Origin of the sequence: Pseudoxanthomonas daejeonensis, assembly GCF_010093205.1 — a bacterium.
GTDB lineage: Bacteria > Pseudomonadota > Gammaproteobacteria > Xanthomonadales > Xanthomonadaceae > Pseudoxanthomonas > Pseudoxanthomonas daejeonensis.
In genome coordinates, this window is the sequence record NZ_PDWN01000016.1 from 1 (window position 1) to 14,095 (window position 14,095).

A 14,095-nucleotide genomic window follows, 5' to 3' on the forward strand; every position below is an offset into this window, starting at 1 on the left:
GGCTTAGGCGGACGGCAGCGGCTTTGAACTCATCGCTGTAGCGAGAGATGGTTCTGGGGCCAGGCTTTGGCATTGGGACACTCCTGAGGGTTAGGTCAGGGTGTCCACTGAACCGAAGGAACTACCGCGTCGGCTTGAATGAATTGTTAGGTTGCACCTTTGTGGTTGCGTGCCAGAAACTCACCAATGTCGAATTGCTCACCAAACTCAACTCCCAGCTCGTATGGCTCGACGCCCTCTGCAAATGCTCGGCGAAGCGGCGTGAGATCCATCAAGTCGATTAGGCTTGTCCCGTCCTCAGTTGTTGTTGCGAGGTGCTCATCAACGGAGCCTGCGCCATCTTTGAACTCCTCTAGCCAATCCTCGAATGACTCGTAGCCATGCCCTTGCTCTTTGGTTTGCTCTTGCTCCCTTTGGTACGCTTCAAAGCCAGCCTGAAGGCTCGGGCCAAAGTTATTGGCTTTGGCAATTAGCTCGTTGCGATACCGTGCACGAAAGGCAGAGCCTGTCTCGCCACCAGTAAGCTGGTTGATACGGTCTTTGAGAAAGGTGGCTTTGTCTAACATGCTTTGTTGTTCGGTTGCGGCAACTCCGCCGGGGATAAAGACCGACCCGATGAAGTCAGCCTCCGCGTCCTCGAACTGCTTTTGCGCAGTTGCCAAGTCAAGGCTTTCTGCTGCGCCCTGATGGTAGGCCTGTGTCGTGGCCGTGCGGGCTACCGCCTTGATGATCTTCCAGATGACCCAGATGACTACAGCTATGCCAATGAGCTCAAACATCGCCTTCTCCCCTTGCGACAATGTGTCTAGTGCAACCTAACGCTCAAGTTAAGCCGAATTGCAGCGCGTAGCTGGCAACATGGCAAGCTCTTTCTGCCATGTTGACGGCGTAGCGATGCAATTTCGGCTTGAACGCAATGTTAGGCCTCACCCGCAACTCCGATACAGCTCCTCGAATACGTGCTCAGGCATCCAAGTTTCATACTGATCTGGTGTGCCGAGTTTCCGAACAACGACGTAGCCAGGAAAGATCCTCCCGCAACTTGGCGGCGGCTGCATGGTATGCGCTGAGCCGAGCTTGCCGAAGCGAACCTTATAGTCAACGTTGGAGATGCCGGCTGCCTTGACCTTAGGACCGTACTTGCGCGAGGTATCTGGTCCGATCGCGTCAAAAAGGGCCATATCCTCAACGGCTATGAACGGTCGATCCGGGGTATAAGTGTCCATAACTCGTCCTCCGGTCTGTGGGTTTGGGGCCCTAACGCCAGAATTAAGCCGCGTTGCGGAGCAACGTCGGCTTGAATGAATTGTTAGCCTTCAGCACATGCCGCTTGGGCAGATGCGCGTTAACAGGCCGATTAGAACTGCAATGGCAAGTGATGCGATAGAGACAAATCCATATGCTTTCTTGGCCGCCCGTCTGTGAGCCTCATGGAGCGGAGCAGCCTGAACTAGCAAATAGATGAAACATACGCCAACGATTGCTGCGTATACGATCACGCGGAAAGACGACTCGAATAGCAGTATGGCTAACGTAGGGATAAGAAAAAAAATTGGCTGAAAGGGGCTATGGGCACTCCCGCCAGTGCTTGCCACCAGTACTGTGGTGATTGCGATGTTGATGAGGAAAACAATCAGCGTCGCCGCTCTGTCAGGCACTCCAGAGAATGTGGTGTTCTGGAAGAGACCAACCCATAGAGACGACATTGAGTGAGCTAGAACGAGAGTTGCTACCGACACTAGCAGAAGAGTCAGAATTAACCAGCTGTACTCTGATTGGATGGGCTCTCCTCGAAACATCGCCGTCCGGGATTGATGCGCACGCATGATGCTGGCTGCAACAAACATGAGGACACCGAGCAGGACCTGAGATAGCAAGGCGCCGGTTATGACTGTTGCCGGATTCACGACCTTCTCCCCATGAAGGCTAACGCTGGAGTTAAGCCGCGCCGCGGAGTGGCGTCGGCTTGAACGAGTGGTTAGGCGCCGTACTCATGCTACGGCAGCCTTAACCCGGATTGGACGTAGCAAGTCTTCTGCGTCCTGAAGCAAGTGACAAGCCGGAATTATCTCGGCGGCATTAAACTTGGCATGAGCGTCCTTGAGCAAAGCGCGGACCTGACCAATAACGGCTACCACAGCCGGTCGCGCATCCTCCAACTCTATCCGAGAGAGGGCGTACTCGACGGTCTCAAATGCGAGGGGCAGGGTCATGCCTCCCTCGGGCGGAAAGTCTGGGGCGTGGATCACCATGTAATTGAGCCGGAGCAGAACATCACTCTTGCCTTCACAGCCGTACTTCATGAGCCCCCAAAGGCGCCTAACTACCAGTAGACCCCCAGCGGGGGTGTAGCGCCGAGTTTGTAGGGCGGATCGGTGGGCCGTCAATCGAGAAACTCCTACGCCGATCACGGACTTGGCCGATACCTTCGTCGCCAGGCGACGTCCATGCTGCCTGCAAAGGCGGCATGGAGACCCCGGTATGTCTTATGACGGCGAGCAGGCCCCGGTACCGGGGCGGATCGCGCAGGCGCGGGAACCGCGGTTGCTGGAGCAAGTGAGCGCGCGGATGCGGCTCAAGCATTACAGCCGGCGCACGGAACAGGCGTATCTGTACTGGATACGCCGGTATATCCGGGCCTGGCTGCCGCGACATCCGCGCGAACTTGACGGGGCGGCGGTGGAGGCCTTCCTCACTCGCCTGGCCACGCGCGACAACGTGGCCGCCAGCACCCAGAACCAGGCCTTGTCGGCGCTGCTGTTCCTGTACCGGGAAGTGCTGGGCGTAGACCTGCCATGGATGGAGAACGTGGTCCGGGCCAAGCGGCCGCAGCGCCTGCCGGTGGTGCTCACGCGGGCGCAGGTGGCGCGGCTGCTCGAGCGCCTGGCCGGGCGCGAGGCGCTGATGGCCGGGCTGCTCTACGGCAGCGGCCTGCGGCTGATGGAGTGCGTGCGCCTTCGGGTCAAGGACGTGGGCCTGGAGCGCAACGAACTGGTCGTGCGCGACGGCAAGGGCGGCAAGGACCGCATGACCGTGCTTCCGTCTTCGTTGCGGGAGGCGCTGTCCCGGCAGGTTGCGGAAACACGCGTACTGCACGCGCGCGACCTGGCTTGTGGACTGGGCCGGGTGCACCTGCCGCATGCGCTCGCGCGCAAGTATCCGAATGCGGCGGCGGAACTGGCCTGGCAGTACGTGTTCCCGGCCACGCGCATCTCGGTGGATCCTCGCGACGGGGAGCGTCGGCGCCACCACATCGACGAGAAGGTGCTGCAGAAGGCAGTGCGGCGGGCGGCGCTGGAGTCCGGCTTCGACCGGCCGGTGACGCCGCACACGCTGCGCCACTGCTTCGCCACCCACCTGCTCGAATCGGGCGCCGACATACGCACCGTGCAGGAACTGCTCGGCCACAAGGATGTCGCCACGACGCAGATCTACACCCACGTGCTCAACCGCGGGGCGCTGGGCGTGCTCAGTCCGCTGGACCGCTGAAGCCCGGGCGACGGCGGGCGAGGCAGCGTGGTGCCCGGCTCGCGCTGGCGGCGATCCACGCCGGCACCGGATCGCCGCGGCCAGCGGCGGCCCTGCGCTCAGCCCAGCACCAGGTCCAGCAACAGCACCCCGGCCAGGCCGATCACCGAGATCAGCGACTCCATCACCGTCCACGACTGGAAGGTCTGTTTCATCGACAGGCCGAAGAACTCCTTGAACATCCAGAACGCGGAGTCGTTGACGTGCGAGCCGAACACGCTGCCGGCGCCCACCGCCAGCACCATCAGCTCGGCCGAGGCACCGGTGCTGGCGATCAGCGGCGCAACGATCCCGGCGGCGGTGATCACCGCCACCGTGGCCGAGCCGATCATCACCCGCAGGATGGCGGTGGCCAGCCATGCGAACACCAGCGGCGGCATGTGCCAGGTGGCGCTGAGCGCGGCGATGCGCGCGCCCACCCCGCTGTCCACCAGCACCTGCTTGAACACGCCGCCGGCGGTGATGATCAGCAGGATCACCGCGATGCCGGCGATGGCGGCGTTGAGCCAGCGCGTCTGCACCTCCAGGCCCACGCCGCGGCGATAGCCCAGCCACCAGAACGCGACCAGCGTCGCCAGCAGCAGTGCCACGGTCGGGTTGCCCAGGAACAGCAGCGCGGTGCGCGCAATGCCCTCGGGCAGCAGTGCGTGGGCCAGCACCGAGGCGCTGATCAGCAGCACCGGCGAGAGCGCGATCAGGAACGAACTCCACGTACCGGGCAGTTCCCGCGGCGTGCTGCTGGCGGTGAACAGGTCCGGCAGCGGCGGGTTGATCGCCTGCAGGCGCCTGCCCAGCAGAGGTCCGGCGATCACCACCGCCGGGATCGCCATCGCGATGCCGTACACCAGGGTCAGGCCCATGTCGGCGCCGAACGCGTTGACCAGCACCACCGGGCCCGGGTGCGGCGGCAGGAAGCAGTGGGTGGTGCTGAGCGAGGCCACGGTGGGGATGGCCAGGTACAGGATCGGCAGGCCGGTCCTGCGTGCGAGCGAGAAGATCAGTGGCACCAGGATGATGAAGCCGGCATTGAAGTACAGCGGGATGCCGACCAGGAAGCCGGTGAGCAGCAGCGCCCACTGGATGTTCTGCTCGCCGAAACGGGCGATCAGGGTGATGGCGATCTTCTCCGCCGCCCCACTCTCCTCCAGCACCTTGCCCAGGATCGCGCCGAGCACGATCACCAGCGCCAGCCCGCCCAGGGTGCTGCCGACGCCGGCGTCGATGGTCTTGAGCAGGTCCTGCGGCGACATGCCCAGCAGCAGGCCCATCGGGATCGCCACGATCAGCAGGGACAGGAACGGGCTGAGCTTGCGCGCGGTGAGGAAGATCTGCAGCGCTATTGCTGCGGCGATGATCAGGAACGTGGTCATGCGCTTCGCCCCTTGCCAGCCAGCGCCTCGCGCCCGGCGCGCAGCGTGTCGATGATCGCGTCGACGTCGTACACGCAGCCGGTCCAGGTCCCGCCGCCGGCTTCCTGCAGGGCAGCCCACAGCCGTGTGTCGCCGGGCAGGCGTGGATGCGGCGCGATCGCCGGATGCAGCGTGCGCGTGGCCAGCACCGCGGCGGCGGCGTCCGGATCGAGGGGCCGCTGCGCGTCGTCGCCGACGAAGTCCACGCGCCCTTCCAGGCGCTCGCGGTCGATCTGGATGCGCACGACATCGCCATCGCGCAGCCGGCCGAGCGGGCCGCCGGCGAGTGCCTCCGGGCCGACGTGGCCGATGCATGCGCCGGTGGACACGCCGGAGAAGCGCGCATCGGTCAGCACCGGCACGTGCTTGCCCCACGGCAGGTACTTCAGCGCCGAGGTCAGCTGGTAGGTCTCTTCCATGCCGGTGCCGGCGGGCCCGCAGCCGGCGAGCACGACCACGTCGCCGGCGCGCACCGCGTCGTCGCCGCGTGACTTGATCGCGACGATCGCGTCGCGCTCGGAGGCGAATACGCGCGCCGGGCCGGTGTGGCGGTAGACGTTGCCTTCGTCCACGAGCGAGGGATCGATCGCGGTGGCCTTCATCACCGACCCTTCCGGCGCCAGGTTGCCGACCGGGAACACCATCGTGCTCGACAGCCCGGCCTTGCACGCCGCGTCCGGCCCCATGATCACCACGTCCGGATCGATGCCGTCCAGTTCGCGCAGCCGTGCGCGCGCGGCCGCGCGGGTGGCGCTGTGTTCCCACCAGGCCAGGTTCTCGCCCACGGTCCGGCCGCTCACCGTCGCCGCATCCAGGTGCAGCAGGCCCATGTCGCGCAGGTGCAGCATCACCTCGGGCACGCCGCCGGCCATGAACACCTGCACCGTGGGATGGTGGCGCGGGCCGTTGGGCAGCGCGTCGACCAGCCGCGGCGTGGCGCGGCTGGCGGCGATCCAGTCCTGCACCGTGGGCGGAGAGACGCCGGCGGCATGTGCGATCGCCGGCACGTGCAGCAGCAGGTTGGTCGAGCCGCCGAACGCGGCGTGGACCAGCAGGGCGTTCTCCACCGCGCGCCGGTCCAGGATCGCCGACAGCGGCGTGCCCTGCCCCGCCATGCGCAGCAGCGCCAGCGCCGAACGCCGCGCCATGTCGGTCCACACCGGTTCGCCGGACGGTGCCAGCGCGCTGTGCGGCAATGCGATGCCGAGTGCTTCGGCCACCACCTGCGAGGTCGCCGCGGTGCCGAGGAACTGGCAGCCGCCGCCGGGCGATCCGCAGGCGCGGCAACCCATCGCCGCCGCATGTTCCAGGTCGATGAGCCCATGCGCGAAGCGTGCGCCGATGGTCTGCACCTGGCCGGCATCTTCGGCGCCGCGCGCCGGCAGGGTCACCCCGCCGGGCACGATCACGCCGGGCAGGTCCGAACATCCTGCGAGCGCCAGCATCATCGCCGGCAGGCCCTTGTCGCAGGTGGCGATGCCGAGCACGCCGCGGCGCGTGGGCAGCGAGCGGATCAGCCGCCGCATCGCGATCGCCGCGTCGTTGCGGTACGGCAGGCTGTCGAACATGCCGGTCGTGCCCTGTGTGCGGCCGTCGCACGGATCCGAGCACATCACCGAGAACGGCAGCGCGCCATTGGCGGCGAAGGTTTCGGCCGCGGTGCGCACCAGCCGGTCGATCTCCCAGTGGCCGGTATGCAGGCCCAGTGCGAGCGGGGTGCCGTCGGCGCCGCGCAGTCCGCCCTGGGTGCTGACGATCAGGTACGGATCGCGCGCGACTTCGCTGGCGCGCCAGCCCATGCCCGCGTTCTGGGTCAGGCCGAACAGGTCGCCGCTGGCGGCCTCGCGCAGCATCCGCGCGTCGATCGGCAGGTGCCCGTGCGGGCCTTCGCCCGAGGTGCGCGTGGTGGCGAGCGGCGCACCGTCGCCGAGGATGGCGTCGAGGCCGTCGCCGGTCGCGCTCATCGCGGCGCGCCCGCGGGCGTGGCGTCTTCCACGAAGTTGCGCAGTACCAGGCCGCCGATGTCGATGGTCACCACGTCGCCCGGCTGCAGGGTGAAGTCCTCGCCCGGGACCACGCCGGTACCGGTGAACAGGAACGCGCCCTGCGGGAAGGCCAGTTCGCGGAACAGGTAACCGGCCAGTTCGGGCAGCGCGCGTTTGATCTGCGAGGTGCGTGTCTCGCCACCGAACACCGCCGCGCCTTCGCGGGCGATGCCCAGCGTGATCGGCAGGTCGCGCAGTTCGTCGGCGCCGCACAGGCGGATCGACGGGCCGATCGCGCAGGCGCCGTCGTAGACCTTGGCCTGCGGCAGGTACAGCGGGTTCTCGCCTTCGATGCTGCGCGAGGAGACGTCATTGCCGGCGGTGAACCCGCGGATCGCGCCGGTGGCATCGAGCAGCAGCACCAGTTCCGGTTCGGGCACGTTCCAGTGGCTGTCGGCGCGGATGCGGATGCCGGCGCCGGGACCGCGCACGCGCCAACCCTGGGCCTTGAAGAACAGCTCCGGCCGCGCCGCCGCATAGACCTTCTGGTAGACGTCGGCGCTCTGCGATTCCGCCTCGCGCGCCATGCGGCTGCTCAGGTAGGTCACGCCGCTGGCCCAGGCCTCGTGGGTGTCCTCGATCGGGGCCAGCAGCGGCGCGTCGGCGCGGTCCCCGCGTGGCTGCGCGGCGAGCCTGGCGTCGGCCTGCGCGGCCGGCAATGCGAGCCACGCGGCGAGGGTGAAATCCAGCGGCAGCCAGTGGCCGTCGAGCGCCCAGCGCGGTCCGTCGGGCGTGGTGTGGCGGGTCAGGATCTCGGGCATGCGGGGCTCCACGGGAACGGGTGGGAACGGCTACGTCGGGTGCGAAAACTCCATCGGCACTACGGGCGAACAGGCGAACAGGCGGTGTCGCGATCGATCAATCGGCCAGGGCGCGCGCCACCGCGGCGGGCGTGGCGTCGCCCAGCCGCGCATGGGCGCGGGCCAGTGCATCGACGAAACGCGCGTCGCCAGCCAGCGCACCGAACACGCTGTCCAGGGTGAGGAATGCGTCCACGTCGTGGCTGGCCTCGCCGGTTGTCGCCGCGCCGATCCGCGCCAGTGTGTCGGCCAGCGGATCGACGATCGCCACGCCTTCGCGCGCCTGCCGCCGCACGAACCGCAGCCAGCCGGCCACCGGCAGGCACAGGCGTTCGAGCGGACGGCCGGCGGCCAGCGCATCGGCGATCGTGCCGAGCAGCCGCACCGGGATCTTCTGCGATCCGTCCCATGCGATCTGCGCCAGCAGGTGGCGGATGGCCGGGTTGCGGAAGCGCGCCAGGATCGCGTCGATGTAGGCATCCGGATCGAAACCGCGCGGGAGCTGCAGCGTGGGCACGATGTCTTCGCGCATCAGCCGTTCGACGAAGCCGGCCAGTGCCGGTTCGCGCATCGCGTCGGCCACCGTTTCGATGCGCATGAGCGAACCGAGGTAGGCCAGCGTCGAATGCGGCGCATTGAGCAAACGCAGCTTGGCCCGGTCGTAGCCGGCGATCTCGTTGCTGAGGACCACGCCGGCGCGCTCCAGCGGTGGCCGTCCGTTGCGGAAGTCGTCCTCCACCACCCATTGGGCGTAGGGCTCGCGCTGGATCGGCCAGGCGTCCTCGACGCCCAGCCGCGAAGCGACCTGCGCGCGCAACGCGTCGTCGGTGGCCGGGGTGATGCTGTCGACCATCGAGCGCGGGAAGGCGACTTCGCTTTCGATCCAGTCGGCCAGCCCCTGGTCCGCCCGGTCTCGCTCGAGCTCGCGCGCGAACTGCAGCACCGCGCGACGCAGGCGCCCGCCGTTGTCGGCGAGGTTGTCGCAACTGAGTACGGTGTAAGGCTCGAACCCACGCGCGCGGCGCAGGCGCAATCCGGCGACCAGCCAGCCGATCGTACTGAGCGGCGCACTGAGCGGCGCGCTTGCCGGTGCTTCCGGAGCAGCCAGGTCGTGGACGATGTCAGGGTGCTGCAGGTCGACGCCGTCGGCGGACAGGCAATACCCCTTCTCGGTGATGGTCAGGGTCACCAGGCGCACGTCGCGGTCGGCCAGGCGCGCCAGCACCGCGGCGGCCTCGTCGCGCGCGCACAGCAGCTCGCGGATCGAACCGATCACCCGCAGGCGCGGCGCGCCGTCGGACGCCGATGCATCGGCGCGCGCGTCGCCGGGCAGCGCCAGGGTGTAGAGCCCGTCCTGCGGCCGCAGCGCATCGCGCACGCCGGCGCTGTGCAGCGATACCGCGCTGATCGCCCAGGCCGGGTCGGTCCCGAGCAGGTCGTCGATGTACGCCGCCTGGTGCGCGCGGTGGAACGCACCCGGTCCGAAGTGGACGATGCCGATGCGGGTGGCGTCGCGATCGTAGGCGGGCACCGCCACGCCGTCGCGCACGCGGGCGAGCGTGGCCTGCGACAGGCGGAGGAGCGGGGACGCGGACTGCGGGTTCATCGGGATCCTGTTGCGGAGTACGTGGACGTGGGAGGGGTTGGCGGAACCGGCGACCCTGGGAGTTGCCACCGGTTCCGCCTCGCCTCGCCCGGCCCGCCTGGAGAGATCGGGCGGGCCGGGTGCAACGCGGGTCGAACGGGGCCGACCGATCAGTCGGCCCGGATCGTGAGCGGGGTGCGGGCGCGGATGTCGGCGCTGGACGCGCCCACCTGCACCTCGTAGCCGCCGGGGCTGACGACATAGGCCTGCGCCTTCTCGTCGTAGTGGCGCAGGTCCCTGGCCGGATCGAGCACGAAGCTGACCTCGCGCTCCTCGCCCGGCTGCAGGTGCACGCGCTGGAAGCCGCGCAGGTCCTTCAGCGCACGTCCTTCGCCGGCCTGGCGCGGATGCACGTACAGCTGCACGACTTCGTCGCCGGCGCGCTTGCCGCTGTTGCGCACCTTGACCGTCGCCTTGACCGGCTGCCCGGCGCGCGCGGTGGCGTGGTCGAGCTTCAGGCCCGCGTAGTCGAACGTCGTGTAGGACAGGCCGTGGCCGAACGGATACAGCGGCTCGCCCTCGAAGTAGCGATAGGTGCGACCGGCCATGGTGTAGTCGTCGAACGCCGGCATCTTCTCGCCGGCCTTGTAGAAGGTGACCGGCAGGCGGCCCGCGGGATTGGCATCGCCGAACAGCACGTCGGCCACCGCATTGCCGCCGCGCTGGCCCGGGTACCACGCGACCAGCACGCCGGGCACGTGTTCCTTGGCCCAGTCCACCGCCAGCGCAGAGCCGGTGGTCAGCACCAGCACCACCGGCTTGCCGGTCGCCTGCACCGCTTCCAGCAGCTTCTGCTGGGTCGCCGGCAGGCGCGTGTCGGTGCGGTCGCCACCGGCGAAGCCCGGATAGTTGACCGTCATCTCCTCGCCTTCCACGTCGCCGGTGAGTCCGCCGGCGAAGACCACCACGTCGGCATTGCGCGCCGCTTCCAGCGCTTCCTCGAACGGCGGCTTGGCCCCGGGCATGCGCCAGGCCAGGCGCACGCCGGCATCGCGTTCGCCTTCCTGGTATTCGAGCTTGAGGTCGTAGGCGCGGCCGGCTTCCAGCTGCACGGTCGCGCTGCTGGCGGTGAGCCGGTCGGCCTGCTGCCAGCGGTCGATCACGCGCTTGCCATCCAGGTACACGCGCACGCCATCGTTGGCGGCCGCTTCCAGTTCATAGCTGCCCGACACCGGCGGCAGCAGCTGGCCGCTCCAGCGGATGGAGAAGTTGTCGGCGGGGATGGCCTCGTCCGGACCGGCTTCGCCACGCGCCATCAGGTTGTCGGTCGGCGAGCCGCGGTCCCAGCTGAAGCCGATCACCGGATCGACGCGGACCAGGGCCGGCGTGCCGGACAGGTCGCGGTTGCGGAAGTACTCGCCGCGCAGGCCGCGTTCGTTCGCACCGGGCGACGGGCGCAGGTACTGCGCTTCGACCAGCGGCGTGGCCGCCGGATCGTTGCGGCCCTCGACCAGGTCCACGCCGCGCGCGTAGACCACTTCGGCCTGCGGCGCGGCCTCGCGGATGCCGCGCAGGATCGTCACCGGATCGGCCGGGGTGCCGTAGTAGTTGCCGAGCAGGGCCATGGTGTCGTCGGCGGTGGGGCCGATCACGGCGATGCGCTTGACGTCGCGCGACAGCGGCAGCACGCCGTCGTTCTTCAGCAGCACGATCGACTCCTGCGCCATCTTCCGCGCCAGCGCATCGTGCGCCGGCGACTGGTTGGCCGAGTACGGGATCTGCGCCCACTTCACCTGCGCGGGCGGATCGAACATGCCCAGGCGCATGCGCGCGGTCATCAGCCGGGTGAGCGACTCATCCAACTCGGCTTCGGTGATCAGGCCCTTGCGCACCGCCACCGGCAGGTGCTCGGCGTAGGTGTTGCCGCAGTTGAGCTCGGTGCCCTTCTTCACCCCCAGCGCCGCGGCCTCCTCGGCCGTGGCGACGATGGCATGGGTGGTGTAGATGTCGCGGATCGCCCAGCAGTCCGACATCACGTAGCCCGTGAAGCCCCAGTCGCGGCGCAGGGTGTCCTGCAGCAGGAACTGGCTGGCACTGGCGGACTCGCCGTACACGCGGTTGTAGGCGCCCATCACCGCGTAGACGTCGCCTTCCTTGACCAGGGCCTCGAAGGCCGGCAGGTAGGTGTCGTACAGGTCCTGCCTGGACGGGTGCACGTCGAAGTGGTGACGGTCGGCCTCCGGGCCGCTGTGCACGGCCAGGTGCTTGGCGGTGGCGTCGAGCTTGCGGTACTTCGGGTCCAGCGGCTTGCCGGTGACCGGGTCCATGCCCTGCAGGCCGCGCACGAACGACACGCCCATCCGCGAGGTCAGGTACGGATCCTCGCCGTAGGTCTCCTGCCCCCGGCCCCAGCGCGGGTCGCGGAAGATGTTGATGTTGGGCGACCAGAAGGTCAGGCCCTGGTAGCGGCCGTGCTTGCCCTCGGCCAGGAAGCGGTGGTGCTTGGCCCGTGCCTCGTCGCTGATCGCGCTCGACACCTGGTCCATCAGCGGGATGTCGAACGAGGCGGCCATGCCGATCGCCTGCGGGAACACGGTCGCCCCGCCTGCGCGGGCCACGCCGTGCAGCGCCTCGTTCCACCAGTCGTAGGCCGGCAGGCCCAGGCGCTCGATCGCCGGGGAGTCGTTCTGCATCTGCGCGGCCTTCTCCTCCAGCGTCATCTGCGCGACCAGGGCCGCGGCGCGATCCTCGAAGCTGCGCTGGGTGTCCAGCCAGGGCCGCGCGGGTTCGGCGGCCTGCAATCCGGGCAGGGCCACCAGCAGTGCGACCACGCAGGCGCGCGCGAGCAGGCGCCGGCGCAGCGCGCCGCGCGTCAGGTTGGCGGGCGTGGCGGGCCTGGCCCGTGGGGACTGTCGGTTATGGGCATCCATCGTCGGCTTCTCCTGGCGTTCGGTCCGCGGGTTTTCGTGTGGGTCGGGCAGGCCGCTCAACGCGCGGCTTCCAGGCGGGCGTGCGGTCCGAGCGTGGCGCCGACGAATCCGCCGGCCACATCGGTACTCAGGACCGTGCCGTCGGCGTCGCGCACCAGCCACTGCACGCCCTTGCCGTCGTTGGCGTCGAAGCCGAAGCCGTAGACGCCCTGGTCGCCCTCGACATGCAGGGTCAGCTGACTGGCTCCGGCGATGGCCTGGCGGGCCACGACCTCGACGTCGCCACCGGCCTTCTTCTCCAGGAACACCTCGGCGCCGTCGCCATCGCGGCGCACGCCCAGGAAGTACCAGTGGGTATCGCCCTGGAACGCGGCCAGGCCCGCGGCCACGCCCGGCGCCGGCAGGTCCATGGCGGTGCTCGCCTCGAATACCCGGTGCTGCTGGCGGCGCGCATAGAACGCCGGGTTGACCTTCGAGTCCAGCCGTTCGGCGAGCGGGTGGATCGCCAGCCAGCCCGGGCGCGCGCTGCCGTCGTACCACGGCGTCTTCGGCACGCGCGGGGTCATCCAGCCCTTGCCCAGCTCGACGGTGTCGAACTCGTCGCGCCAGGTGAAGTTGCCGGTCATCGGCGCCTGGTCGACGGGCTTCTTCATGAACGATGGCCCCGGCAACACGTACGGGATCTCCTCGCCGTGCGGCAGGATCACCGGCCAGCCATCCTTCCAGGTGACCGGCAGCACGAACGCCTCGCGACCGGTGTTGTAGTGATCCACGCCGTAGTTGCGGCTGGCCAGGAAAGTCGCCCACCAGGTGCCGTCCGGCCCCTGCACCAGGTCGGCGTGGCCGGCGTTGGTGATCGGCAGTGGGCGGTTCGGGTCCAGGTCGCGCTGGGTCAGGATCGGGTTGTCCGCGTACGGTTCGTACGGACCCCAGACATCACGGCTGCGCAGGATCACCTGCGAATGCTGCGGACCGGTGCCGCCCTCTGCATTGCTGAGGTAGTACCAGCCGTCGACCTTGTAGATGTGCGGGCCTTCGATCCAGATCGGGTTTTCTTCCGGCTTGACCCCGCCATCGATCAGCACCTTGCGCGGGCCGAACGGCTTCTTGCTGGCGATGTCGATCTGCTGCAGCCAGATGGCGCGGTGGCCGTCGTAGCGCACCGGCACTTCCGGTTCGTCGTTGTTGAGGATGTAGACCTTGCCGTCGTCATCGAAGAACAGCGACGGATCGATGCCACCGATGCCCGGCAGCCAGAACGGATCGGACCAGGGGCCGGCCGGATCGGTGGCGGTGACGATGAAGTTGCCGCCGGCATCGACCGAGGTGTTGACCACGTAGAAGGTGCCGTCGTGGTACTCGATGGACGGCGCGAACACGCCGCGCGACACGCCCAGGCCATCGAAATCCAGCTGCTCCGGGCGATGGATCGCGTTGCCCACCTGCGTCCAGTGCACCAGGTCTTGGCTCTCGAACACCGGGATGCCGGGGAAGAAGGTGAAGGTGGACGCCACCAGGTAGAACTTGCCGTTGGCGGCGGTCACCGCCGGGTCGGAATGGAAGCCCGACAGCACCGGGTTGCGGAAGCTGCCCTCCGGCAACGGAGTCTCGAACGCGGCGTCGCGCCCGGTGTACTCGAACCAGTCGAAGTACGCGGGCGCGGCGGCACCGCCGGCGGACGCCGCCGGCGCGGCCGTGCCTGCGTCCTTGTCCGCGCCGCAGGCCACCAGCAGCAATGCCGCCATTCCCGTCGCCAGCAGCCGCGGCATGCGGCCCTTCCCGTCCACCTGCGTCATTC

The 14,095-nt window shown here is 68.3% G+C and carries 9 protein-coding genes; 1 reads left to right on the top strand and 8 read right to left on the bottom strand.

Annotation, left to right across the window (positions count from 1 at the left end; translation table 11 throughout):
* Positions 1-146: 146 nt before the first annotated feature.
* Together CSC65_RS14305 and CSC65_RS14310 are read right to left on the bottom strand one after the other, a co-directional pair.
* On the bottom strand, positions 147-779 hold the full coding sequence (locus tag CSC65_RS14305) for a hypothetical protein (protein WP_162411259.1): 633 nt from the start codon (positions 777-779) through the stop codon (positions 147-149).
* A 147-nt stretch (positions 780-926) separates the two neighbouring features.
* On the bottom strand, positions 927-1,226 hold the full coding sequence (locus CSC65_RS14310) for a hypothetical protein (protein ID WP_162411260.1): 300 nt from the start codon (positions 1,224-1,226) through the stop codon (positions 927-929).
* A 1,255-nt stretch (positions 1,227-2,481) separates the two neighbouring features.
* On the opposite strand from CSC65_RS14310, the gene CSC65_RS14320 reads away from it, so the two are divergent.
* Positions 2,482-3,489 (top strand): integron integrase, encoded by a 1,008-nt coding sequence (locus tag CSC65_RS14320; protein WP_162411262.1) that lies wholly within the window; start codon positions 2,482-2,484, stop codon positions 3,487-3,489.
* 98 nt (positions 3,490-3,587) lie between these two features.
* On the opposite strand, the gene CSC65_RS14325 is transcribed toward CSC65_RS14320, so the two are convergent.
* The 6 genes from CSC65_RS14325 to CSC65_RS14350 all read right to left on the bottom strand — a co-directional run bounded on the left by CSC65_RS14325 (position 3,588) and on the right by CSC65_RS14350 (position 14,042).
* Positions 3,588-4,898 carry a GntT/GntP/DsdX family permease gene (locus CSC65_RS14325; RefSeq protein ID WP_162411263.1) on the bottom strand — a complete coding sequence of 437 codons (1,311 nt, stop codon included), beginning with the start codon at positions 4,896-4,898 and terminating at the stop codon, positions 3,588-3,590.
* Entirely contained in the window at positions 4,895-6,901 is a 2,007-nt protein-coding gene (locus CSC65_RS14330) for a YjhG/YagF family D-xylonate dehydratase (RefSeq protein ID WP_162411264.1), read from the bottom strand. The genes CSC65_RS14325 and CSC65_RS14330 overlap by 4 nt, the downstream gene beginning before the upstream one ends.
* Positions 6,898-7,743: a fumarylacetoacetate hydrolase family protein gene (locus CSC65_RS14335; RefSeq protein ID WP_162411265.1), complete on the bottom strand. Its 846-nt coding sequence runs from the start codon at positions 7,741-7,743 to the stop codon at positions 6,898-6,900. Before CSC65_RS14335 ends, CSC65_RS14330 begins: the two co-directional genes overlap by 4 nt.
* Positions 7,744-7,840: 97 nt before the next feature.
* Positions 7,841-9,388 (bottom strand): mannitol dehydrogenase family protein, encoded by a 1,548-nt coding sequence (locus CSC65_RS14340; protein WP_162411266.1) that lies wholly within the window; start codon positions 9,386-9,388, stop codon positions 7,841-7,843.
* A 149-nt stretch (positions 9,389-9,537) separates the two neighbouring features.
* Positions 9,538-12,297 (bottom strand): glycoside hydrolase family 3 protein, encoded by a 2,760-nt coding sequence (locus tag CSC65_RS14345; protein ID WP_162411267.1) that lies wholly within the window; start codon positions 12,295-12,297, stop codon positions 9,538-9,540.
* Positions 12,298-12,353: 56 nt separating this feature from the next.
* Positions 12,354-14,042, bottom strand: coding sequence for a glycoside hydrolase family 43 protein (locus tag CSC65_RS14350; protein ID WP_162411327.1), 1,689 nt, complete (start codon positions 14,040-14,042; stop codon positions 12,354-12,356).
* Positions 14,043-14,095: the final 53 nt, after the last annotated feature.